Below are 24,819 nucleotides of genomic sequence, written 5' to 3' on the forward strand. Positions count from 1 at the left end.
CTCACATATCTTTTTTGCCTAAAATGCCATATAACAAGATATCTGCAAGCTCATCAGCCATATGGTCAAGGTGCAATTTTTCCGAGATGACTTGGTCTTGGAGTTTTTCAAAATTGAGAATGGACCATATTGCACTAGTTATTCCTAACTCGTATAGAAGTGATTGAACTGGAGGAATGTCATCGTTTGAGGTCTTCATCAGCTGCTCCATACTTTTGTCCTGAGTATATATTTGTTCCAAAAACATTTTAGCAATCTCCGGGTGATTCGGTGACTCACGGTACAAAATGTTAAAACTGTCGAGGTTGCTGCGAATTAGCTTCACTCTTGCTTTGATCAACTGTCTAATCGATTCCGCTGGGTTTTCAACATCAATATCGACTTTAACGTAGTCAGTTGGTGTTAAACAGGCAAGGATCATCTCTTTTTTGCTTTTAAAGTGCTTGTATAGGGCTGCTTCCGAGACCCCCACCCTTCTGGCGATTTCTGCTGTGGTTGCGGCACTGTAGCCCCGGTCAGCAAATAATTTTCGGGCCTCCTCAATGATTTTCTTTTTTGTGCTTATTTGAGTCTGCACTTTTATCACCTGCTTCGGTTAGTGAATACTTACTAACACTATATAATCTTCAGAAAATTAGGGCAATACGACCTTTGGTGTATTTGTATACCACTGAATGGGTATTTTTTTCGCAAAAAAGCTGACAAGTGGTGTGCCTGTCAGCTGATTTCTTCTTATAAATATCCTATTCCGTTTTGACGACTTGTTCTGTTGTGTCGTAGACAAGCCAGTCAGAGCCATTGATCTTATTGGAAGAATTGATGATTTTCTTCTTCACCCGGTCACGCTCTGCCCCTGTTAAAAGTTTCGGTTGATAGTTATTCCTATTTGACACGGACGAAATCGAGAATGGCACCACAGCGATTTCTTTTTTGTCGGTTAATTCACCGTTCTTCAAGTGGAAGGTTTGTTGAAACACATAGGTGTCCTTATCGCTTGGATTTCGATTACCACCGAACATAAAGTTGCCAAGGCTGTACACGATAAATTTCCCGTTATATTCTTCAATTCCTTGAACCACGTGAGGGTGATGGCCTAGTACTAAGTCGGCACCGCTGTCAATTGTAAACCGGGCCAATGACTTCTGCGATGCATTCGGTACATATTGTCTTTCAATTCCCCAGTGGTAATGAACAAGAACAATTTGTGCCCCCTGGTCTTTTAAGCTTTTAATCGCTTGGGACACCTTTTCCCGGATTTGTGGTGTATCCTGCCATCCTTCAAAGCCCAAGGCCCCGATTTTTACTCCTTTCACTTCAGTCAAGTATTGATTATCATAACCGAAATAGCCAATCCCCTGGTTTTTCAGGGCAGCAATGGTGTCAGTGTAGCCTTTTTCAAGATAATCATGGATGTGGTTGTTCGCTAAGTTGACGGCTTCGATTCCACCTAACTCAAGAATCTTTGTATAACTTGGGTCTCCCTTAAAGCGGAACTTCTTTGTCGCTTTTTGGGTGGCATTCGTTAGGGTAGTTTCTAAATTAACCGTGGTCAAATCATCTTCCGCGAAGATATTATTTAAACCTTTCACGAAATAAGGCAGTCCATTTGTTTTCGCGACATTGACAAACGAATCGCTATAATTAAACGTCTCATCCGTTCCAATCGTGAAATCTCCCGCAGCGCTAATTTTGATCGTTGTTTCCGTTACCGGCTCCGGTTTTTGTTCTTGTTTCTTTTCTTCTTTTGGCTTTTGTTTTTCAGCAATGGTATTCTTTTGCTGTTTTTCTGCAACCTTTGGCTCAGGCTGGTCTGGCTTCATCAAGTAGGCCAAGGAAATACTGCCAACCGCCAAAAGTATGACTGCAACGATGGCAAATTTAACCCAATTTTTCAACCTTCGCCGTTCTTTTAATGACTTACTCCTGTTTCGACCTTCTCTATTATCCATTACGTCCTTTGACCCCTTTTACTATTAGTCACAACATCCTAAAATTTTACCATAGAAAGTGGATTCATTCAAAATATTACCAACTGCCACCCCTCTCCTTTTCTGTTAAACTTTTAATTGAATACTAGATTGGGAGGAATAAGATGATGAAAAATAAAAAGCTCCTCCTGGCATTGATCATTGTGATCACCTTTATTGGAGGCATCATGACAGGCGTTATGTTCACTAATAACAGTTCAAATAGTATTAAGTTTAAAAAAGCTTCAAAATCAGTGATTAAACCTATGGAAAAAGCAAAACCTCAAGTAACTCAAACTGGGTCGAAAGTATTGATTGGGTACGTTCAGGATTTTCGTGACCCGAATACGGTAGATTATGATAAATTAACTCATGTGATTTTTTCTTTTGCCCATCCAACCAAGGATGGCGGAATGGTATTGAACGGTAATACTGCCCTAGGAAACCTGCGGGCAACGGTGGCAAAAGCCAAAAAGCATGATACGAAAGCTATACTGGCCATCGGTGGCTGGTTTCACCTGTATGGCGGCGAATCCTATGACTATTTTAAAGCAGCCATTTCGAATCCTGCCTCACGTTCAAAACTAGTTAATGAACTGACTAGTTTTGCGGACCGGGAGCAGCTTGATGGCATTGATGTTGATTTTGAACATCCCCGCAGTGCTGTAGATGCTCAGAATCTCGCTGCTTTTGTAAAAGAATTAAGCGATCAGCTTCATCCAAAAAATAAGGAACTGTCGATTGCTGTGTATCCCAAAATCCATGCTGTCACGTTGACAGAGGTTGGCTTTGTTCAATTTGACCCAGCTATGTTCCAATACGTGGACCATGTCAATATAATGGCCTATGATGGTCAGTATGATGACGGCTATCATGCAGAAAATTTATCACCATATCCATATGCAGAGGCCATCGTCAACTATTGGAGTAATCTTTTTGACGCGAACGGTTTACCGCGGGAAAAACTTGTTTTGGGCGTTCCATCCTATGCTCAGCCGGAGGATCCAAAAATTAAGCAGGTATCCTTTTCGGCAATCGTAGATAATAATGAGGCCAATGCCAACAATGATACCGTTAGTATGAACGGAACCACCTATCATTATAACGGTGAGAATACAGTCAAAATGAAAACCAAATTGGCGCTTGATCACGGTTTTGGGGGCATGATGATGTGGGAGGCAGGACATGATGCACATGGCCCGCATAGTTTAACAGGTTCGATGTTTGAGGTACTTCAGGATTTTGCCAAGGATGCAAAAACGAAGTATTATTCAGCGAAATAATAAGTAGCAGTTAAAAGGCAGCACGCTTAGTTACAGAGCGGCTGCCTTTTTTAATGGATTAATCGATCAAGACTCCAGGGTTTAGAATATAATTGGGGTCCAATGTCCTTTTGATTGACTGTAATGCAGAGGCAAACAATGGTGGTCGTTGATGGTCATACCATGGGCGGTGATCACGCCCTACAGCGTGATGATGCGTTATCGTGCCCCCCAAACGGATAATTGTTTCTGAAACAGCGGCTTTGATTTCATCCCATTGCTCCAACTCGCCTCCGTTATGCCCAAGTGCTTTCACCGTGTAATAGGGAGCCGGACCGTCTGGATATACATGTGTTATTCTACAGGTCACCCAGCCATTAAGTCCGGAAATTTCCCTGACAGCATTTTGTGCTGCTTCCATTACACCTTTATGAAACTCTTCAAAACGATTCCAAGTAATCGCTGTTTCAAACGTTTCGACAATCACACCCAAACCGACCATTACATCACGAAGATAGGGAGCCTGAATAAACGCGTTTCTCCAGGTTTCCACAGCTCCTTCCCTGTTTCTAGTTGAATTCTGTGCTGTTTTAATCAGGTCAGGGTTATAGGTACCTCCGTATTCCTTGCAGCATTCCAACGCCCTAATCATCCATATATCCAGCAGATGGTCATGTGATTCAAAGCCAAGCAATAAGACAGCGGTTTGTCCGTCACCAGCACCAGAATCCTGTGCTTCTCCAGGATCAAGCAAACGGCAATTGGACGGATATAATCCTGATTGACTGAGTTTTTTAACGGCCATTACACCTGATTGAAAATCAGGAAACCTAACTGATGCAGATGTTCGATAAATCGGGCGGTCCTGCAGCCGCACCCATGCCTCTGTGATGATTCCAAGAGTGCCTTCCGAGCCGATAAATAACCGATCCGGGCTCGGACCAGCACCCGAACCGGGAAGTCTCCTAGTTTCAACAACACCTTTTGGCGTGATGACCCGAAGCGACTCCACCAAATCGTCAATATGGGTGTTTAATGTAGCAAAATGCCCGCCGGCTCGAGTCGCAATCCAGCCACCCAAAGTTGAAAATTCAAACGACTGTGGAAAAAATCGAAGCGAAAGGCCATGGTCTTTTAACTGGCTTTCCATGACAGGGCCGCGAATCCCTGCTTGTATCCGAGCAGCCCGAGAGATTTCATCTACCTCAAGAACACTATTAAAGTTCCGCAAATCGATAGTAACGGCACCAGAGTAGTGATCACCAATGGCAGCCTCAACTCCACCGACCACACTTGTTCCTCCGCCGTAAATAATGGCAGCTGCATTCATACCATTACACCAATCTAAAAGGTTTATTAAGTCTTCTTCAGTATGCGGAAATGCCACGATATCTGGTGCGTTTTTAAAATCGCGGCGAAAGGCCCGGACCACATCCCGATAGGATTTACCGTAAGTATGTGAAAGTCTCTCGAAGGGGGCGGTTGAACAGAGATGTTGCAGTGTTTGCGGTATTGATAATCGTGACGGGGTTAATTGTATTTCTCCAATTGTTGGAGGGGGTGTTTTCTTCCATTCATCAACCCCAAATCGATGCGCCATAACAGATTCCACTTGCTTCTGAACTTGAGGCGCTAATCCATCTTCATAGCCCCAGCCCCAGAATTTCAATTTACGAGGTGCCATTAGCATTCACCCTTTCAAGTGTCTTATTCAACCTGATAAAAATGCTGCTCAAGTTCCTGCCTGATATGATACGGAATAGGCTCTGATTTCTGGGTTTGCAGGTTGAAATTCACGTACAGCGCAGTACCTTTTGCGCATAGCCGGCCTTCCTGGTGAATTTCTTCATACAGTTCCAAACTGGAATTTCCAATTTTGCTCACCCATGTTTTTATCTCGACATTTCTTCCGAAGTAGATTTGCGCCACATAGTCTACATTCATTTTTAATATAATCATTTTCCAGTTTTGAAACGAATCGTCCGGAGTAAATAATTTGAATAGCTGGTTCCTGCCGGCTTCAAACCAAATCGGGATGGTCGTATTATTGATGTGGCCCACTCCGTCTGTCTCCGAAACACGCGGTTCAATTATGGTTGTATACATATAGTTCACCCTTAAATGCCGTTATAGGCCATTTGATAAATTTGAAAGATATCATCCTCATTTAACCTTTTAGGACTGCGGGCCAATAACCGCGTTTGTTTAATAGCATCCTCCGTTAAACTACCGAGCGCTTTCTGTGGAATTCCGTATTCCTTTAATGTTGTCGGCAAGCCTACTTCTTCCACCAGCTTGTAAAAAATCTCAAAATAATCCTGATGTGACCATTTCATACCAAGGATATCGCACAGTGTATTTAATTTTTCTGGACAACTGGAGGAGATATAGTCCATTACATAAGGAAGCAAAACAGCATTGGATTCACCATGAGGGAGTTTAAATTGACTGCCTAATGGATAGGCAAGCGCATGTACTCCGGCAACACCGGCATTAAAGAAGGCGAGCCCTGCTAAATAACTGCCATAACTCATGGCTGTTCTTGCCTTTTGGTCTTCAACGTTTTCTACAGCTTGTTTTAACGAGCCGCTAATTTGTTCAACAGCCTTGATGGCCAACGCATCGGTGGCTTCATTGGCATTGACGGAAAGAAAAGCTTCTACTGCGTGGGTAAGCGCATCAATGCCGGTTGCTGCGGTTATTCTTTTCGGTACGGATACGGTTAGTTGCGGATCAACGATGGCGATGTCTGTAAGTAAATAGTCGTGGGTAACAACATCTTTGGTGCCTGCTAGGGAAACGACGGCAATATCTGTTACTTCGCTGCCCGTTCCGGATGTAGTGGGAATCAGAATTTTGGGGACCCCTTTATTGATTAGCGTCTTCGTGCCAGTTAGATTTAGATAGTCGGTTACAGTTCCTTCATTTTGCGGAATTACAGCCGCAAGCTTGGCTAAATCCAAGGCGCTGCCGCCGCCTACGCCGATGACACAATCAAAGCACCCTTCTCGAGAAAAGCTTACCAGTCTTTCTGCACAAGCAATGGAAGGCTCTGGCTCCACATCGGTATAAACAGTAACTTGGTAACTTTCAATGACAGTTGATAAAAATTTTTCTAACAGCCCGATTTTCACTAATGTCTCGTCGGTGACAACAAGAATTTTTTTAGGTTTTAATTCATTAAGTTCTCTGACCAGTTTTTGAATCGAGCCCCAGCCGGTATGTGACACTTTTGGAAATCTTAAAGTCGAAATCATCGCACTTCCTCCTCATCTTCCTTTGGATATGTATTTCAACAAACTATAAAAATTTACCTGCCATACCTGTAAAATAAATAGCCCGGCGGCTGCCAGGCTATTTATAAAATTTTTTTAAAATTTGGTGATGACGTTAAATCCATAGGTTTTAAAGTTAGTCATATCGTTAAGGACGTCGTTCACATTGTCTAAGGCCACTTCCCGGGAGACAAGAGAACGTGGATTTAATTTTCCTTGGGCAATTAATGATAGAAGTCCATCATATTCGGTCCGTGGATTACCTAAGCTTCCGACAACCTCGAGCTCCATTGCTGTTATGGCATCAATCGGCAGACCGACGATTCCGGCCTCATTGTGTGTCGTTAAGCCAATTTGCACATGACGGCCGCCCTTACGTAAACATAGCACCGAATTCAATATCGTTTCCTGAATGCCCAATGCTTCAATGGAGGCATGGGCACCGCCTCTGGTGATTTCTTTTACAGCTTCCACCACATTATCTTTACGGGCGTGAACGGCGGCAACCGCCCCCTCTTTCATCGCCATTTCTAATTTCGCATCATCAACATCAACGGCAATGACTTGTGCGCCGACAGCATTAGCGACCTGAACGGCAGATAACCCTACGCCGCCTGCACCATGAACGACCAGCCAATTACCAGGTTTTAAATTACTGCGGACAACCCCATGGTAGCCGGTCATATAGCGGCAGCCAATCGCCGCAGCCGTTACCGCATCCACTTCATCTGGAAGCAACACCAAATTGAAATCGCCATTTGGAACCTTAACATATTCGGCATAAGCACCGTCATAGCCAAAGCCAAAGATTTGCAGGTTATCACAGCGATTGGAATGGCCGCTTAAGCAATTGGAACAATGCGAGCAGCCTTCATGAAATGGAGTGGTAACCCGGTCACCGACCCGAAAATTCTTTATTTCTTTTCCGACTGCTGCGATTGTACCCCCAAATTCATGACCAGGAATAATCGGTAATTCTGGGCTTAAACCTAGCCAGGCCCAATCGCCCATCCACGCATGCCAATCGCTCCGGCAAATGCCGCTTGCTTCAATTTTGACAATGACGTCATGCGGCCCTGGTGTCGGATCTGCGACATTCCCAATTCTTAATGGCTGCCTGTGTTCAATAATTTGAGCTGCTCTCATCACTTTTCCCCCTCTTTTTAAACGCTTCGTTTTCATACATATTCGTTGTCCACTATAACTATGATGAAATTCCCAAGGATAACGTCCTATTTTTTTCTAAGGGGTGTTTTAAGAATCTTCCCAGTAGTCGTCTTTGGAAGTTCTTTTAAAAAGTAGACTTTTCTTGGTACTTTATAATGGGCTAGCTGCTGCTTACAATAGGCTGTGATTTCGTCCGGTGTTTTTGGAGATTTGGTCACCACATAGGCAGCCACTTCTTCTCCAAAAATTGGATCTGCTTCTCCTACAACGGCACACTCGACGACATCAGGATGCGTGTATAGTACCTCCTCTACCTCCCTTGGGTACACATTATAGCCGCCGCGGATGATCATGTCCTTTTTGCGGTCGACAATATACAGGTAGCCTTCTTCATCACGTTTACCAAGATCACCGGTGTAAAGCCAGCCATCTTTAATCGTTCGCTTCGTTTCTTCTTCCTTTTTGTAATAGCCTTTCATGGCATTAGCACCCTTAAAGATGATTTCGCCAACCTCACCTGCAGGTACTTCCCGTCCGTTGGGATCGACAATTTTCAGATCAATTCCAGGAAGCGGCACACCCACTGAACCGTATTTTTTCGGAATATCACTTGGATTACAGCTGATCATGACCGTACTTTCGGTTTGACCATAACCTTCACCGAGTTCGACACCCATTTCTGCTTTTACTTTATCGATAATCTCTAACGGCAGGCTGGCACCACCTGAACCTGCCATTCTTAAACTTGTAAAATCTAATTCTTTTATTTTCGGTGAGTGGACAAACATGGTATACATAGTCGGTACACCTAAAAAGATGGTAATCTTGTTTTCTGACAGCTTTTGGAGGATAAGATCTGGAATGAACCGTTCCTCCAAATAAATTGTGCAGCCTGTTAACACGCACTGCAGCAAACCTTGCAGCTTGGCGTAGGCATGAAACAGCGGCAGAACAACCAGTACCCGGTCATCTTTCGTTAATTCGAGAATACCCGCACTCGTTTTGCTCATCCACTCGAGGTTGCCATGGGTTATCAGTGCACCCTTTGGTTTTCCCGTAGTTCCGGATGTATAAATGATTTGAGCATTATCGATAGGGTTTTTATGCGCAATGGCGAACTTTTCCGGGTTACCTGAAACCTCATTCCATGGTGTAAACTGATCGGTTGGGGTCAGGGAGAAGAGTCTTTTTACGGTTGTTAATTTACTCCGAGCTTTCTTTACCTCTTCCAACCCAACCTCATCCACGATGACTGCCACAGCATCAGAATCGTTGAGAATATAGGTAATCTCCTGTTCTTTAAAGGTAGGATTGATAGGAACTACTGTTGCTCCAATCGACAGCAAAGAAAAGTAGGCAATGACATAATCTGGCTTATTTGCCATCATCAAACCGACGTGGGAACCATTTGAAATTCCTTGTGTTAGCAGGCCCGTTGCTTTTTCTTGAACTCTCTGGACAAACTCCTTATACGTAAAACCCTCATTCCTGAAAACAATCGCCGGATGATCTGGCAGCTCCCGAGCTGTATCTAGTAAAATATGACTAATATTCACTCCATTTCCCCCTCACATCTATTAAACTAGTCCTACATAGGCATATAGACATAATGTATGCGCTTCCATTACAAACTATGAAAAGAAAAAAGCATTCTAGTTTCCTAAACCTGCTTCCTTTGCCCGTAAATTTCATCTGCTGTCAATTGCTCAAAATTTCACTCCCCTCTCTTTAATTTTGCCAACCAAAAAATCAATGGGAATTCATGCCATAAATATTCTTTATGTAACCGAAAAAATCCTCTATTTATACTATTCATAGTTTGTTTATTTTTTCCTTTTCCTGGATTATCGACCTCCTACACATCAATCAACTTTTAAAAAAGAATGAAATCGGAGTTATTCAAGAGACTCCGATTTCATTCTTTTTATTGTTTAAATGATACTTTTATTTGCACGATTTCTGCTTGTGTTCCTATTCTAAGCGGTGTCCCCCAAAAGCCGTAACCGGAAGATACAATCGAATGCATTTGCCCTTTTTTAAGATAGCCGAAATCATTTTCAAATAGCCTGTCTGTAACCAGGTTACCTGGGAACATTTGGCCTCGGTGAGTATGACCGGACACCATCAGGTCAACCCCATTGTCTGCGGCGATATCCAAATCATATGGCTGATGGTCGAGGAGAATCACTGGTTTGGTTTTATCCACCTGCTTCATTAAATCAGCCAGTTTCAAGCGTATAACATCCTGATACCCGCGGTCCTTCCTGCCCACAAGCGTAATCCCGTTATCTAAAACGACAACCTCATCAGCCAAAAGCTTCATTCCGCTGTTCTTAAAGTTTTCAACAAGATCCACATCTGGATCCTCACGATCATGATTTCCGAATGAGGCATAAACAGGGGCCTTAATTTCCTTAAGAATATCCGGGATTCCCTTTCTTAAAAAAGGACCAATGTCATCGTCAATAATGTCACCTGGGAACAAGACTATATCTGGATCTAAAGCATTGATTTCCTTGACAAGATTCTTGGCATGACTGGCACCTGACATTTCACTGAAATGCATATCGGAAGCCATCACGATGTTGATATTTTTTGCTCCTTCAACCTTTTTTGGAATCGCAACTTCATAAGTCCTGACGACCGGTGTAAAGGCATTATGAATTCCTAAGACAAATAACCCGACAATAATAATTAATGTAGAGAACCCGGCCCATTTTTTAGCCTGCTCTCTAGGAATCCTTGTGAATTTTATTAAAAAAACAATCAGATTAACAATGGGCAGCAGTAACACCAAATAAAATAATAACCCAAGCCATATGCCGCCTAACCAAGTCAGTACAGGAAAATCGTCCAAAAAGCGGGCAAACACAAAAGTATAGGAGAACAGAATCAGGACCAACCAATATGTATACTTTAGCGGCCTGCGATCCCCGATTAAGGTTTGCAGCCATTTCCATCCGTTCCAGCCAATATAAATCAATAACAAATTATAAAGTAATAGCACTCCTACTACGAAAAATCCCACAAATGCTTCCTCTCTTTACACTCAGGATGGTTATTTTTATTAGAAACTATTTTTCGAAAAATGACAACAGATTGGCTTTCTGTCACGATTTTGTCATAAATCTTGGTAAATGTCGAATGATTTTCCAACTTTCATGCAGGGATTTGTCGAAAAAGAATGTAATATAGTAGATGAGTCGTAAACCTAAAGGAGGAAAATCGGATGAAGAAAAAACTACTAGGACTTTTATGTGGCGGGGTAATGGCTTTATCGTTGTTTGCAGCACCGGGGAATTCTGTTCAAGCGGCGGAACCTGATGATGATTGCTCTTGTCATGAACTTCTCCCTCTTACTGGTGCTGAAAGAAACAAAATTGTTGCTAAGTTTTTGAGCAGTTCAGAGTTCCAAGCTAAAAAATTAGAATTGCTTGCATCTGGTAATTCATGGAATGGTGCCCACACAATTGAGGTCGTTCAACCTGCTGAGGGTGTTACAATGGTTGGTGTCCCTTTTACAAATGCAGAAGGAATACCTTCCGTATATGTATTTATTAATGGAGTTTTTGTTGGTATTTCCCAAGCTTAATCATTAGTCTCAAAAAAGCCTTGCAGATTTCTTCCTGCAAGGCTTAAATTTTTTATTTCACCCAAACTGCCAAACACTATGAGTAAGGCTTCCATACCTGAAGCTCCGGTGCAACAATGTCGCTTTCTTCACATCATCGGCTGCCCCCATTGCATAAAACAGCGGGATGAAATGCTCGTTTCCATATGGAGGTACCGAGTATGCGGCATTTGGGGCCAAGGTATCGTACTTAAATAACGATTCCAAATCCCAAGTCTGTAAATGGTGGGCAAGCCAGTCTTCAAATTCAAGCGCCCAAGGGAATACTTCCCCATTATCAGCCCAGTTTAACGCCCTTAGGTTATGTGAAGTGCCTCCGCTGGCGACAATTAAAATATCATTTTCTCGTAAAGCCGATAGGGCTTTCCCAATTTTATATTGTTCTTCCGGCTTTAGCCCGGGATTAACTGACATCGCAATAACCGGAACATCTGCATTTGGGTAAAGCATCCTTAGTACCACCCAAGATCCGTGATCCAAACCACGCTGCGTCTCAACCTCAAACGGTACACCATTGGACGTAAACATTTCCTTTATTTGTTGTGAAAGTTCATGGTTGCCTTTTGCTGGATACTGAATTGTATATAGTTCCTGCGGGAAACCGCCGAAATCATAAATCGTGCTGTACTCATCGACTTCGCTGACCTTTTGAGTTCGAGATTCCCAGTGTGCTGAAAACACGACAATTGCCTTAGGAGTGGGCAAATTTTGCCCCAACTGATTCAAAAATTGCGTGTACTCATTATTTTCAATCGCCAAGAGCGGTGCACCATGTGCTACAAATAGTGATGGAAGCATAGTAATGTCCTCCTTTGTTTATGCTGCTCTTTTTGCAGCAGTAGTCTCAGACTTATCTTTTTTGAAAATTAATTGATCAAGTGCGAACATTTTGCTGTCATTAATAGCAATAAATAATGCCATCGCCATTAAAGCCAAATCCAATTCATAACCGGCACCCTGGCCGTTTCCTAAGAATCCGCCAGCTAATTTCACCTTCACAGTTGCTCCAAGCATTAACAAAACGAATAATGCAGAAAGTATTCTGCTGCCAAAACCTACAATCAATGCAATTCCGCCAACCATTTCTAACAAGGCAACACAATAAGCCATAAATCCTGGAAGTCCAATACTGTCAAACCAGCCAGCGATATTTTCAATGCCGCCTTGGAATTTAACTAGACCATGAATAAAGAATGTTGCACCTAAAACCAAACGTAGTATCAATGTACTTGCTTCAAATCTTTTTAACATATTTCTTCTCTCCCCAATAATAATTTTTTTATTTTGCTATATCTTCCAATAGCCATTTCGTGAAATCTTGCAGATTTTTTAAAGACACAGTATGACCTTCCTGATATGAATGGAAAGAAACCTTTGCCCCGAGTTTTCTAAAAAATTCATCGTTTTCCACACCCCATTGGTATGGAAGAACCGGGTCCATTTCTCCGTGAGAAATAAATAATGAAAGCTCATTTACTGGGCTCAAGTCATAGTCTTCCTTAACAAACCCGGGAATATAGCCGCTTAGAGCAACAATACCTCTAATTGTATTCCCCAGTGTCAGACCCAAGGTCATCGAAAGAATCGCACCTTGACTAAAGCCGAGCAGATAAATTCGGGATTGGTCGATTGGATATTGTTCGGAGGCATAATCAATAAAACTTGATACTTTCCGAACCCCTTCATCAAATACCTCACGATGCGGTTTTCCATAGCCTTGGATTGTAAAGAATGCAAAGCCTGGAGGCTGCGGAAGCGGTCCGCGAATACTAAAAATATAAAAATGCCTATCCAGTCCGGCTGCTGCGGCCAATGACACCATATCTTGTTCATTACTTCCCATGCCATGCATTAAAAACAAGGCTGGATAATTTTTATTGCTTTCAATTTGGTCAGGTTTACGGAGTTCATACATCAATGGTGAATTCATACTGTCACTCCCGTATTTACTTTTATCTATTCACATTAATAGATTGTCTAATTTTGTAAAAAGCTATTTAGAATATCGATTTTCACCACCTTTTTATTTGTATAAACAAAAAAGATTCATATAAGAAAACTCATGCACAAAAAAATAAAATGTTTTCTCAATATGAACATTTGTTGTTTATAGGATAACAAGAGTCTCGCTAGATTGTCAATCAATTTTTTGCTAATATAGAAATATGTTGCATATAATGAAACCTATGAGGTGGAAATAAATAATGGATATCGGAGCAAAAATTCGTGCCATACGAAATCGAAAGAAAATAACGATCGCCCAAATGTGTGAAGGTACTGGACTTTCAAAGGGATTTATCAGTAATGTAGAAAACAATAACACCTCTCCATCAATTAACACTTTGCAAACAATTGCAAGCTTTTTAGACGTTCCATTACCCTATTTATTACTTGAGAAAAAAGAACATATGCGGGTGGTAAAAAAAGAGGAACGAACCTATTCCAATTTTAACAACCTAAAAATTGAACATATTTCATCAAAAGGCGGACTGCGGATGATGAGCGTGGAATTTCCACCCGGCGCCTGTATTGGTGAGGCCCATTCGCACGAAGGGGAAGAGTGTCATTTGGTACTGGAAGGAAAGGTTTCGGCTGAACAAGGCGAAGATTCTTTTATATTGGAAGAAGGAGATTCTTTCAGTTGGAATGCTAGTGTCCCTCACACTGTCAGGAATATCGGGGACAAAAAAGCGGTAGTGTTGATTGCGGTATACTCAGATAGCGAGCTAAAAGATTTATTTTAAAATAAGGCTCTTTTTAAAAACATTGTTGCTTTTTGCTCCCTTTTTAAGGCTCGTTCTAAAAAATAGAGGTAGAATTTCCCCTTATTTAGGAAAATCGAGGGTAATTAGCTGAAATAGAAGGAGGAATTTCCCTTATTTGATTTTAAACTGCTAAAATCGGGAGCTTTTCATTGAATAACGGAAAATACTCCGCTTATTTTTTACTAAATAAGCTTAATTTTGCAGATAACGGAAAAACTTCCGCTTATTTTTACTTTTGCAAGGGGGGCTATCCTGTAATCCAGTCTTTTCACAGAATCCGCTTATTCCTAATTGAATAAACCACCACTTTTCTTGCATAACAACAAAGTTTACGAAAACAGCCTAAAATAAAAAGAGAGGGGCTGCATGATAAACCCTCTCTTGAAACTAACTTATATTTTCTTCGCTATTCTCCGCTGAATTAATTAAAGACCTTTTATTTGGGACCATTGTCAAGTTCGATCGTTTAAGTAAGTAATCAAGGTGTTCCACAGGCATTGACCCGTAGCCCTTATCCTCCCCAAGCGTAAATTGAACGGTTATCCCGTTATTGGAAACGACGGTTAACGATTCAGCAGAATTGAAATTGCCTTGAATCCCTTGAGAAATTTGAAACTTCATACCTTCTTCAATAGACATTCGTCTACCTCCATTGTTTTACTCCCTATCAGTATACCATTTAAAACATTATTCATACATAATTTTACCAATTGAAAAAAGAGAGGCAATGTTATGCCCCTCCTTCGTTACTCTTCCCCTTCGGCATCCATCATTTCCTCGAACGCCTGGGTTACCTTATCAAACTCCTCATCATCTTCAATCTCGGATAGACTTCCATCTTCCTCTGCTTTTAAGAAAAAGATATCGATGTCCTCTTCATTTTCTTGCTGAATATCCTCAACAAAGGCCACGACCGCGTATTCCGCTCCCTCAACCTTTAGGACACCAAGGACTTCAACGTCTTGTTCTTCACCATTTTCGTCATTTAACGTAAATATTTCGCCTGATTCAAGCTTACCCATTTCATATCTCCTCGCGTAAAAAAATTTATTCCTATACATTATTTCATAAAAGGATAAATTTAATCAAATCAGACCCAAGATTTTAACTGTTTGGGTAATAATGAATGGGATCAATATTGCAATGGCGGTCGGAATGAGAAACGATAGGAACGTCCATTTTTTACTTTTGGTTTCTTTATATATATTTAGCATCGTGGTCCCGCATGGGTAATGCAGCAGTGAAAACAGCATCATGTTAAGAGCCGTTAACCACGTCCAGCCGTGATCAAGAAAGATCTGTTTCAAATCCACCAGGCTGTCTACTTCCGTTAACGAACCGGTTGACAGGTATCCCATTAGCAGGATTGGAAGGACAATTTCATTCGCTGGCAGCCCTAGAATAAACGCCATCATAATATATCCGTCGAGTCCCAACAGTTTTCCGAATGGATCTAAAAACTGCACGGTATACATTAAAATGCTGGTATCACCGATGTTGATATTGGCGAATACCCAGGTTAAAATTGCCGCCGGGGCCGCGACTTTTACTGCTCTGACGAGTACTGACCAGGATTTCGTTAACGATGACCGAACGACGGTATCAAATATTTTCGGCCTGCGGTATGGCGGCAGCTCTAACGTGTAATGGGTAGGTACCCCTCTCAAGGCTGTTTTGGAAAGAACCCATGAGACAAAAAATGTAACAATAATTCCAAAAAGAACAATCCCGACAAGAACCCCAGTTGTAACAAGTGATTTAAATACGCCAGTAAAGCCGGCACCCATAAATAACGTGGCAAATACAATCAACGTCCCCCAGCGGCCATTACACGGAACAAAGTTATTGGTCAAAATTGCCAGCATCCGTTCACGTGGTGATTCAATGATCCGTGTTGAAATGACCGCTGCTGCGTTACAGCCAAACCCCATTGCCATTGTCAGTGACTGCTTCCCATGGGCCCCGACTTTTTTAAACAAACGGTCCATATTAAAAGCAACCCGCGGCAGGTAGCCGTAATTCTCCAATAATGCGAATGTCGGAAAAAAGATCGCCATTGGCGGCAGCATCACGCTGATAACCCAGGTGGTACCCCGATATAAGCCTAGCACGAGCATGCCGTGGAGCCAATCTGGCGCATGGATAAACGTAAAAAAGCTGGTTATATATTTTTCCAACGAGCCAAAGAAATCTGCCAGCATGGATGAAGGAATATTTGCTCCCGCAATAGTGATATAAAAAACAATTCCAAGCATGACCAACATAATCGGAAAACCGAAAATTGGTGAAGTAAAGATAGCGTCGAGCTTCTCCGTCCGGGTATCACGGTTTGTTTTTGTATAGGAGACACCTTCCTGACAGAGCTTTTGACTCCGTTCATAAAGCTGTTGAACAATATCATCCCTCATTTTCGCGGTCGAAAGCTGCTGTGCTTCTATATATAGCTCCTGGATGTTCATCCGCCCACCCCCTGAGGCACAAATCGGTTGGCTAGTTCCGCTAATAATGCCTCATCGCCGTCCAGTAAACGCAAGGATATCCAGCGGGAAGAAACCCGGTCACCGACCACCTCGCGGACTTTCGGCTCTAGAATGCCGATTTGTGCTTCGATTTCCGGGGAATACTGCATTTGCTTAGGGAGACATTCAATTTCTCCGGTGACAATTCGATCAATGGTGTCAAGTAACACTGGAAATCCCTGCTTGTTTCGGGCTGAAATTTTGACAACCGGTACACCCAATCGATTCATCAGCAGCCGTTCATTAATCCTGATGCCCTGCTTTTCCGCCTCATCAATCAGGTTAATGCAGACAATCACATTTTTCGTCATTTCTAAAACCTGCAGAGCAAGGTTAAAGTTTCGCTCTAAGGAAGTGGCATCGAGAACAACCAAGGTCACATCCGGTTTTTCGAACACGATATAATTACGGGCGACTTCCTCATCCTTTGAATTAGAAAATAGCGAGTACGTTCCCGGCAGGTCGATTAGATGAAAGGTTTTGTCTTTAAAAGGCACACTGCCTTGGGCTAGGGATACGGTTTTACCCGCCCAGTTGCCGGTATGCTGCCTTAATCCGGTTAATGCATTAAACAAGGTGCTTTTGCCGGTATTCGGGTTTCCCGCCAAAGCAATTCGATATTCATTCCCCATTTGAAACCAGCTCTCCTTCAATTTTCGCACTTTCTTCTTTCCTTAAGGCAATCGTCGTTTGCGCAACACGAAATGCAATCGGATCGCCAAGCGGGCTTTTCCGGACAACCTCTACCACCGCACCTGATACAAAGCCTAAATCTAATAATCTTCTTCTCATCACTCCATCAAGGTTGATGGAGGTTATTTTAATTAAGTTCCCCTTTTGACCATTTGCAAGTTTGATAATATTAGGCAAAGCCATTTCTCTTGCCCCCTTTTCAAAGTTTTTACCTGGTGCAACTTTTTGTTAATTATATGACAAAGATTCTGAATTTGTCATCATATTTGAAAAAAATTATTAAAAAAAGCACACCCATTGGATGTGCGCTACATAATCGTATAGTTGCTCCATTCTTCAGGAAGCAGCGAATGATAGGGCTGCTTGAGGAACCGGTCATCCACAAGGACGATTGTTCCTTGGTCAGACTCTGAGCGGATTAACCTGCCGCCTGCCTGCAGAACCTTGTTCATCCCTGGATAGACATAAGCATAGTTGTAGCCGCTTTTTCCACTACTGTTAAAATGGTCTTTAATCAGGTCCCGCTCAAAACAGAGCTGCGGCAAGCCGACCCCTACTACCATGACACCATTTAACCGGTCCCCCTTTAAATCAATTCCTTCCGAAAATATCCCGCCTAGGACGGCGAAACCGATCAAGGATTCCTTTGCATCAGGTTGAAATTCCTTTAAAAATGCTTCCCGATCGGCTTCTGTCATTCCCGTAGATTGAAGAAGTGTTTTCGTCTCGGAATCCTCTTCCTTAAACTGTTCATATACGCTCAGTAAATATTGATAGGACGGAAAAAAGATCAGCCAATTCCCGGGTCGATTTTTTATTAGGTTAACGATGGCTGCCACGATGGCACCCTTTGTATTCTCTCGATCACGATACCGCGTCGACAGGGGGTTAAGGTACACATCAGTCTGTTCTTTAGAAAAAGGTGATGGAATACTAACAGCATAATCCTCTTCGTCCCCTCCAAGCATGTCACGATAATAGGTCATTGGCGAAAGTGTTGCTGAAAAAAACACTTTAGAGCGGTAGCTTTTTCCCGTTTGTTTCAATAGTTTTGAAGGATCGATACAGAAAAGCTTCAGGATAACATCATTTTTATTTTTCTCCCCATATATCACAAAATGATCATCGAGCAGTTCTGAAATTTTTAAAAAGCTTTGCACAGTAAAGTAGGCATCGAGAAGGTTTGGGTGTGAATCTGCCTTAAGCAGTGGTTCACCATCTATTACAAACTGACGCAGCAGTTCTAATAAACTCTCATCCAAATTATTGATCACAAATTCTCTGTCATGTTCTTTTTTCAATGAAATGAACCATGAATTTACTTTACTTGTGATCTCAAAGAGTGACTTGTTCATTTCTTTGAATTCCTTTTTTAATTGCAAGAACCTATCTTTATTGATGGAGGCTGAAAACATCTCCCGCCCGCGGTCGACCAGGTTATGGGCCTCGTCCACCAGTAAGACCGTTGATTTTTTCTGCTCCTCAAATAACCGTTTCAGTGACACTTGCGGGTCAAAAATATAATTATAATCGCAAATCACGGCATCGACGGCATAAGCAAGGTCAATCGAAAATTCAAATGGACAGACCTTATGCTTGCGGGCGTATACCTCAATGACTTCCCGGGTCAGTCCCTGTTCATTGGCCAAGATATCAAGAACTGCACCGTTAATTCGATCGTAATAACCATGTGCAAATTCGCAATAGTCCTTTTGACAATTGGTTTCCTCTTTAAAGCAGACCTTATCCTTTGCGGTAATCGTAAGTGATTTTAAACAAAGGCCGCAGGAGCGCATTGTATCGAAAGCCTCCTCTGCTGTGGTCCTAGTAATCGTTTTGGCAGTTAGATAGAAAATCCTGTTCATCTGTCCTTCACCAATCGCCTTGACTGACGGAAACAGCGTTGAAATTGTCTTTCCGATTCCAGTCGGGGCTTTGGCAAATAGATTTTTCTTGTCTGTAATGGTTTTATACACCGTTCCGGCCAATTGCCGCTGTCCATTTCGATAGGCGGGAAATGGGAAAGATAGTTCTTTGGCTGTTGTGTTACGCTTCGTAAGGTGCTCCTGCTGCAGCCGGGCATAAGGGGCGTAACCTTTAACGACTTCAAACATAAAGTTCTCTAATTCATGCAGAGTAAACTTCTTTTTATAATACTTTTTCTGGTCGTATTCCGTATTGACGTATGTAAGCTGGACAGAAATATCGTGAAGCTCCTGCTCTTTGGCATAAATATAGGCGTAAACCTTTGCCTGAGCCCAGTGAACAGGATAGCCGTCTCCCTCCAACTGCTCCAATGGCAGCGAAAACGACTTGATTTCATCGATAATTACTTCTCCGTCTTGGAACAAAAGACCGTCGCAGCGGCCGTCAATGACAAAGTTCATTCCATCAAAAGGTATCTCTACGCTAAGATAAACTTCCTTTTGATCACCTTCATTATAAGTTTTCTGGATTTTTTGATGGGCCCGGGTTCCATCCACCAACGTTGATTGCGGCCGGAACCTGGAATCGATACTTCCGCTAGAATAAACGTATTCAACCAACGTCCGCACTGAAATCTGTATATCAGACATATCATGATCAACTCAGTTCACTAGAATATATGTTCTATTATAGCAAAAATAGTAACTTTATTTGCCATTTTGACTAGTTTATTTGCGAATTCCCAGTATTTATTTCTACATAGAAAAAAACTCCCCGTAAAGAGGAGTTATTATTCGCGAATTTGGCCCGTTCCCCGGACGATTGCTTTCGTTGTCGTAATGGCCTTCAGCCCCATCGGCCCGCGGGCATGCAGTTTTTGCGTGCTGATGCCAATCTCCGCTCCATATCCAAATTGTTCGCCGTCAGTAAACCGGGTCGAAGCATTATGATATAGCACAGCTGCGTCTACCGCTTGGAAAAATAACTGAACATTGTTTTCATCTTCAGAAATAATCGCTTCAGAATGCTTCGTGCCGTATTGATCAATATGTTCAATTGCATCTTTTACATCTCTAACAAGCTTTACTGCCAAAACTGGAGCTAAAAATTCCACTTCCCAATCCTCTTCAACCGCCTGTTGGACAAAAGAGTATTCCGCTGACAAAGCTTCATCTCCACGGAGTTCAACCCCACTATTGTGAAGTTCATTTAATAATTCTGCGGCACAAGGCCATTTCTCATGAATTAGAACTGTTTCCGCCGCGTTGCAAACCGAAGGACGCTGTAATTTTGCGTTAAGGACTATCGGAATGGCCATTTCTTTTTTGGCAGTTTCATCGATAAAGATGTGGCAGTTTCCCACCCCTGTCTCCAGAACAGGCACCGTTGCATTTTGTACCACAGATTGAATTAACCCTGCCCCGCCGCGCGGAATTAGTACATCCAAATATTGATTCAGGCGAAACATCTGTGAGGCAGTCTCACGGCGTGTATCTTCTAACAGTTGAACAGCATCTGCAGGTATAGCCGTATCTTCAAGCGCTGTACGCATCACCCTTACAAGTGCTTTGTTCGAGTTTAACGCCGAGGTGCTGCCGCGTAACAGCACGGCATTGCCTGCCTTTAAACAAAGGGTTGCCGCATCAACTGTTACATTCGGACGTGCTTCATATACCATCCCAATGACCCCAAGCGGGACACGGATTGTCTCGATTTGCAGACCATTTGGCCGCTCCCAAGCTTCAATCATCTCGCCAATTGGATCTTCTAACCCGATAACCTGATAGATTCCATCAACAATTTGATCAATTCTTTCTGGAGTCAGGAGAAGGCGGTCCAACAGTGATTCTGACAAGCCATTTTCCTTTCCCGCCGTGAGGTCCTTTTGATTTTCTTGTAAAATAAACTCTTTTTCTGAAGAGATTCCCTCAGCCATCACTGCCAACGCTTTGTTTTTTTCTCCGCTGGACAGCATTGCTAACTTCTTTGAAGCAGCCTGTAATTTTCTCGCTTTTTCCACCAATTCCGTCATTCTCTTCACTCCTCTCTTAATGTCACCCAATTATCCCGATGAATTACTTCCGCGCGATGATTAATTGAAAAGGCCTTCGATTGTTCACTCGGCAGTCCCTTTACTTTTGTTAAATCGTGTGCTGAAAAATATACCTGGCCTTTGCCAATGGTTTTTCCTTTTTGATTGCGGACTTCAACAACGTCCAAGGCATTAAACTGACCGATAACATTGGTTACCCCCACTGGAAGCAGACTTTTTCCCTTTTGAACAATGGCCATTTCTGCGCCGTCATCGATTTCAACTACACCCTCAACATGTGAATGATAGGCAATCCATTGCTTTCTCATTTGCATTTGTGTTTGGAACGGTCCGCCGACGTACGTGCCATCCCCTTTGCCAGCCAATATATCCACCAATTTTTCCTTGCCTGCCCCGGTCCCGACAAAGACGCTGACACCAAGAGATAGTGCCTTTTTGGCGGCCAGCAGTTTGGATTTCATGCCGCCCGTCCCAACAGAGCTGCCGCTGTCTCCGGCTGCTGCAAGCATAGTTTCTGATACTTCCGGGATAAAATTGTACTTCTTGGCATTTGGCGAAACTCTTGGGTTCCCATCATAAATCCCGTTTACATCCGTTAGGATGATAAGCGCATTCGCATGCAGAAATCCGCTTACCAGTGCCGACAGCATGTCATTGTCGCCGAACGTCAATTCATCAATAGCGACAGAATCATTTTCGTTAATAATTGGCACAACTCCCCGATGGAGCAACTCCGCCATCGCCGAATACAAGTTTTGGAAACGCTGTTGGCTGTAAAAATCCTCTTTTGTTAGCAGGATTTGTGCAGGAACCATTTCATATTTTTGAAACAGCTGATTATAATGCTGCATTAACAGCCCTTGGCCCACAGCCGCAGCCGCTTGTTTCCCGGCAACACTTTTCGGACGTGAAGGATAGCCGAGTGCTCCAAATCCGGCTGCAATGGCCCCGGAGGAAATGAGAATGACATCATGTCCCTGTTTTTTTAATTGTGCAAGCGCCTCGACATGGTCTTGCATTTTTTCAGCTGATATTGTTCCCGATGCTGTAGTAAGCGAGCTGCTGCCGATTTTTACAACCACCAATTGTTTCTTCATCTGTAACCCTTCTTTTTTAAAAAATAAAAAACGACCTTTCTGTCCTTATAAACAAAGGACGGAAAAGTCGTTCCGCGGTACCACCTTATTTGATGCCATGCACCCACTTTAACCCATAACGCGGGAGGACGGCTTATGTTTACATAAGCAGTTTGATCAGGGCAGGTTCTATCTTTTTTCCATGAGAAACCTTGCAGCCACGGGTTTCACTCTCTGGCATGTTCCAAAAATTTACTAGTCCCATACTGTTACATTTTCAATTTTATTAATTATCTATAGAAAATCGGTAAAAGTCAATAGAGTTTTTTGAAAATTTAATTTAAAATAAAATAGGAGCTAACCGATATACCTCGATTAGCTCTTCCAATTATATCATTGATTTGCTTTTTTCACCCATTCAGCCACTTGAACTGTGCGCTTGGCCTGGTGCTTGACAGTAGCCTGAACATCTTCAATCATTTTTCCGTTCTGGTCAACTGTGACACTTGTTCCGTATGGGTTACCTCCAGAACTGAAGATGACCGGATCGGTGTAGCCAGGTGCGGCGACAATGGCTCCCCAGTGATACATCGTGGTGTATAGGGATAAAATGGTCGCTTCTTGACCACCGTGCGGATTTTGGGCTGATGACATGGCACTAACCACTTTATTTACTAGCTTACCATTAAACCACAGGCCGCCAGTTGTGTCCAAGAATTGTTTCATTTGTGACGGCATATTTCCGAATCGGGTTGGAACACTGAAAATGATTGCGTCTGCCCATTCAAGGTCATCCAATTTCACTTCAGGTACATTGGCAGTTGCCTCAACATGTGCTTTCCAGGCTGGATTTCCTTCAATAGCAGATTGTGGAGCGAGTTCAGGTACTTTTAATATTTTCACTTCGGCCCCTGCTTCTTTCGCGCCTGCTTCCGCCCACTGGGCTAATTGATAATTTGTTCCACCCATACTGTAATAGATAATAGCCAATTTTACATTTGTCATCACTTGTGTCTCCCTTTCCTTAGAAGTACCAAATAGTTTGTCAAATAACCCCATTAGTTATCACCACCGAATATAGCTTTTACAAGTAACGAATATTTATGCAAAAAAAAATGGAAAACCAATCATGGCTTTCCATTTACATTTTTGGATTTTATGACACTAAAAATCGTTGAAGGCTTAAATAAAATAGCTGCTGAGCTTTTCAAATTCATGACTTTAACAAAATCTTGATAAATAGGCCGATTCATAGCCGAAAGCTGAAAAATCCGTTTCACGTACCATTGTTGGAAGCTTAGGCCAAAAGGCTTCTTGCCTTTAACCCCAGGATAGCGGAAGTCCTCACATAAAACCATCATCCAAACCGGGGCGACAACTCTAGCCAATTTCTTTTGTAATTTTTTCAGAGTGCCCTGTTGTTGGCTTTTTGAAAAATACTCTCTTACCGCCAATGCTTCCAGTGCCGCAATACTCATCCCTTGTCCGAACACTGGATCAATCCGGCATACGGAATCACCCGCAACGAGAAGGACATTCGGAAGTTTGATTTTATCAAACCGGCGCCATTTAATCTGAGGAACTTTAAAAATTTTCGTTTCAGAAAGGGAGGCTGCATTTACTAGCTCTTGATGGATATCAGGCAGCGGCAGCTTGGCTGCCTGTTGGATAAAGCCTTGCTCACTGTTCACGTCTGCTGGATTCAAGCTATTCAAATAACCGTTTAGTGTCACAATATACTTATTTTCCTCCACCATAGAGAGGGTACCTCCGAGCATTTGATTGGGAGGCTCAGGATAAAGGATTTTAATCTTAAAATCCCTGGGTTGTTCCGACAATTTAAATTGTCTTGTCGCATAACAAAGCCCGATATCCACTGTTTCTTCCGGAACAGATATAGCTTGCTTTTCCAACCATGCTTTCGTAAGAGAGCTAGACCCACTCGTATCAATGACAATGTCGGCCTTTAGTAGTCTTGATTCATTGTTTTCTAACACCTCTACGCCGGTTATCACATTCTTATCAGATTGATAGGTATATGCTAGCACTTTGACGCCATATGTATAGTGGATATTCTCAATATGATCTACTCGTTCCTGGACATACGATTCCAGCAATGGTCTTGTTTGTAGCAATGTTGTGTCGGTACCTTTAAACCGTAGTTTCCATACTCCATGATGAAACCAAGCCAAATCTTGAGTCGAATTGATTAAATTCGAACCTCGGGAAACCATATCCTGTTTAAAGCCAGGGAACAACGTCTCAAGCGCATGATCACCAGCAAACAGCAGTGCATGAATATGATGCCCCTGAGATACTCCAGGCCGGACCTTACTCGTGTTTTGATCTTTCTCTAAAATTTGTACTCTATCAAAATAGGGTGAGATGGCAGCAGCTATTAACTTTCCGGCCATTCCCCCGCCAATGATGATTGCAGTTTGATGATTCAACTTCTATAACCCCTCTTTATCCGTTTTTTTGCCAT

General features: G+C 42.5%; 24 protein-coding genes. 3 read left to right on the forward strand and 21 right to left on the reverse strand.

The genetic code is table 11. From position 1 onward, the window contains the following. Position 1: 1 nt before the first annotated feature. Together ACZ43M_RS13615 and ACZ43M_RS13620 are read right to left on the reverse strand one after the other, a co-directional pair. On the reverse strand, positions 2 to 577 hold the full coding sequence (locus ACZ43M_RS13615) for a TetR/AcrR family transcriptional regulator (RefSeq protein ID WP_464503100.1): 576 nt from the start codon (positions 575 to 577) through the stop codon (positions 2 to 4). 166 nt (positions 578 to 743) lie between these two features. Next, complete coding sequence (locus ACZ43M_RS13620) at positions 744 to 1,949, reverse strand: CapA family protein (protein WP_464503101.1); 1,206 nt, start codon at positions 1,947 to 1,949, stop codon at positions 744 to 746. Between the two features lie 143 nt (positions 1,950 to 2,092). Between ACZ43M_RS13620 and ACZ43M_RS13625 the strand changes: the two genes are divergently transcribed. After that, entirely contained in the window at positions 2,093 to 3,250 is a 1,158-nt protein-coding gene (locus tag ACZ43M_RS13625; RefSeq protein ID WP_464503102.1) for a glycosyl hydrolase family 18 protein, read from the forward strand. A 58-nt stretch (positions 3,251 to 3,308) separates the two neighbouring features. Here ACZ43M_RS13625 and ACZ43M_RS13630 read toward each other — a convergent pair whose 3' ends face one another. The 6 genes from ACZ43M_RS13630 to ACZ43M_RS13655 all read right to left on the reverse strand — a co-directional run bounded on the left by ACZ43M_RS13630 (position 3,309) and on the right by ACZ43M_RS13655 (position 10,699). After that, entirely contained in the window at positions 3,309 to 4,913 is a 1,605-nt protein-coding gene (locus ACZ43M_RS13630) for an FAD-binding oxidoreductase (protein WP_464503103.1), read from the reverse strand. A 23-nt stretch (positions 4,914 to 4,936) separates the two neighbouring features. Next, positions 4,937 to 5,335 carry an acyl-CoA thioesterase gene (locus ACZ43M_RS13635; RefSeq protein WP_464503104.1) on the reverse strand — a complete coding sequence of 133 codons (399 nt, stop codon included), beginning with the start codon at positions 5,333 to 5,335 and terminating at the stop codon, positions 4,937 to 4,939. Between the two features lie 11 nt (positions 5,336 to 5,346). Further along, positions 5,347 to 6,486: an iron-containing alcohol dehydrogenase gene (locus tag ACZ43M_RS13640; protein ID WP_464503105.1), complete on the reverse strand. Its 1,140-nt coding sequence runs from the start codon at positions 6,484 to 6,486 to the stop codon at positions 5,347 to 5,349. Positions 6,487 to 6,600: 114 nt separating this feature from the next. Continuing rightward, positions 6,601 to 7,650, reverse strand: coding sequence for a zinc-dependent alcohol dehydrogenase family protein (locus tag ACZ43M_RS13645; protein WP_464503106.1), 1,050 nt, complete (start codon positions 7,648 to 7,650; stop codon positions 6,601 to 6,603). Between the two features lie 86 nt (positions 7,651 to 7,736). Next, positions 7,737 to 9,227 (reverse strand): long-chain-fatty-acid--CoA ligase, encoded by a 1,491-nt coding sequence (locus ACZ43M_RS13650; RefSeq protein WP_464503107.1) that lies wholly within the window; start codon positions 9,225 to 9,227, stop codon positions 7,737 to 7,739. A 368-nt stretch (positions 9,228 to 9,595) separates the two neighbouring features. Then, positions 9,596 to 10,699 carry a metallophosphoesterase gene (locus tag ACZ43M_RS13655; protein WP_464503108.1) on the reverse strand — a complete coding sequence of 368 codons (1,104 nt, stop codon included), beginning with the start codon at positions 10,697 to 10,699 and terminating at the stop codon, positions 9,596 to 9,598. A 201-nt stretch (positions 10,700 to 10,900) separates the two neighbouring features. Between ACZ43M_RS13655 and ACZ43M_RS13660 the strand changes: the two genes are divergently transcribed. Further along, the gene (locus ACZ43M_RS13660; protein WP_464503109.1) at positions 10,901 to 11,263 is read left to right on the forward strand and encodes a hypothetical protein; all 363 of its coding nucleotides are present in this window, start codon (positions 10,901 to 10,903) and stop codon (positions 11,261 to 11,263) included. Between the two features lie 57 nt (positions 11,264 to 11,320). On the opposite strand, the gene ACZ43M_RS13665 is transcribed toward ACZ43M_RS13660, so the two are convergent. From ACZ43M_RS13665 to ACZ43M_RS13675, 3 genes are read right to left on the reverse strand one after another with little or no spacing between them, the layout of a single operon-like run. Continuing rightward, positions 11,321 to 12,100, reverse strand: coding sequence for a DODA-type extradiol aromatic ring-opening family dioxygenase (locus ACZ43M_RS13665; RefSeq protein WP_464503110.1), 780 nt, complete (start codon positions 12,098 to 12,100; stop codon positions 11,321 to 11,323). Positions 12,101 to 12,118: 18 nt separating this feature from the next. Further along, on the reverse strand, positions 12,119 to 12,553 hold the full coding sequence (locus tag ACZ43M_RS13670) for a DoxX family protein (protein ID WP_464503111.1): 435 nt from the start codon (positions 12,551 to 12,553) through the stop codon (positions 12,119 to 12,121). A 28-nt stretch (positions 12,554 to 12,581) separates the two neighbouring features. Further along, positions 12,582 to 13,232: an alpha/beta hydrolase gene (locus ACZ43M_RS13675; RefSeq protein ID WP_464503112.1), complete on the reverse strand. Its 651-nt coding sequence runs from the start codon at positions 13,230 to 13,232 to the stop codon at positions 12,582 to 12,584. A gap of 274 nt (positions 13,233 to 13,506) precedes the next feature. On the opposite strand from ACZ43M_RS13675, the gene ACZ43M_RS13680 reads away from it, so the two are divergent. After that, on the forward strand, positions 13,507 to 14,046 hold the full coding sequence (locus ACZ43M_RS13680; protein ID WP_464503113.1) for a helix-turn-helix domain-containing protein: 540 nt from the start codon (positions 13,507 to 13,509) through the stop codon (positions 14,044 to 14,046). A gap of 408 nt (positions 14,047 to 14,454) precedes the next feature. On the opposite strand, the gene ACZ43M_RS13685 is transcribed toward ACZ43M_RS13680, so the two are convergent. The 10 genes from ACZ43M_RS13685 to ACZ43M_RS13730 form a co-directional block, all read right to left on the reverse strand. Further along, complete coding sequence (locus ACZ43M_RS13685; RefSeq protein WP_464503114.1) at positions 14,455 to 14,706, reverse strand: hypothetical protein; 252 nt, start codon at positions 14,704 to 14,706, stop codon at positions 14,455 to 14,457. A 107-nt stretch (positions 14,707 to 14,813) separates the two neighbouring features. Further along, positions 14,814 to 15,089 (reverse strand): DUF1292 domain-containing protein, encoded by a 276-nt coding sequence (locus tag ACZ43M_RS13690; protein ID WP_464503115.1) that lies wholly within the window; start codon positions 15,087 to 15,089, stop codon positions 14,814 to 14,816. A 63-nt stretch (positions 15,090 to 15,152) separates the two neighbouring features. After that, a complete protein-coding gene (locus ACZ43M_RS13695; RefSeq protein ID WP_464503116.1) occupies positions 15,153 to 16,526 on the reverse strand; it encodes a nucleoside recognition domain-containing protein in 1,374 nt (457 codons plus the stop codon). After that, entirely contained in the window at positions 16,523 to 17,218 is a 696-nt protein-coding gene (locus ACZ43M_RS13700) for a FeoB small GTPase domain-containing protein (RefSeq protein WP_464503117.1), read from the reverse strand. Before ACZ43M_RS13700 ends, ACZ43M_RS13695 begins: the two co-directional genes overlap by 4 nt. Next, positions 17,208 to 17,462: a FeoA family protein gene (locus tag ACZ43M_RS13705; RefSeq protein WP_464503118.1), complete on the reverse strand. Its 255-nt coding sequence runs from the start codon at positions 17,460 to 17,462 to the stop codon at positions 17,208 to 17,210. The genes ACZ43M_RS13700 and ACZ43M_RS13705 overlap by 11 nt, the downstream gene beginning before the upstream one ends. Before the next feature lie 125 nt (positions 17,463 to 17,587). Then, positions 17,588 to 19,855 carry an ATP-dependent DNA helicase gene (locus ACZ43M_RS13710; RefSeq protein WP_464503119.1) on the reverse strand — a complete coding sequence of 756 codons (2,268 nt, stop codon included), beginning with the start codon at positions 19,853 to 19,855 and terminating at the stop codon, positions 17,588 to 17,590. Positions 19,856 to 19,995: 140 nt separating this feature from the next. Then, entirely contained in the window at positions 19,996 to 21,237 is a 1,242-nt protein-coding gene (locus tag ACZ43M_RS13715) for a glutamate-5-semialdehyde dehydrogenase (RefSeq protein ID WP_464503120.1), read from the reverse strand. Positions 21,238 to 21,242: 5 nt separating this feature from the next. After that, a complete protein-coding gene (gene proB, locus ACZ43M_RS13720) occupies positions 21,243 to 22,355 on the reverse strand; it encodes a glutamate 5-kinase (protein WP_464503121.1) in 1,113 nt (370 codons plus the stop codon). Between the two features lie 372 nt (positions 22,356 to 22,727). Continuing rightward, positions 22,728 to 23,393: an NAD(P)H:quinone oxidoreductase gene (gene wrbA, locus ACZ43M_RS13725; RefSeq protein WP_464503123.1), complete on the reverse strand. Its 666-nt coding sequence runs from the start codon at positions 23,391 to 23,393 to the stop codon at positions 22,728 to 22,730. A gap of 68 nt (positions 23,394 to 23,461) precedes the next feature. Further along, positions 23,462 to 24,784, reverse strand: coding sequence for an FAD-dependent oxidoreductase (locus ACZ43M_RS13730; protein ID WP_464503124.1), 1,323 nt, complete (start codon positions 24,782 to 24,784; stop codon positions 23,462 to 23,464). Positions 24,785 to 24,819 lie beyond the last annotated feature (35 nt).

The organism is Neobacillus sp. B24 (genome assembly GCF_055381825.1).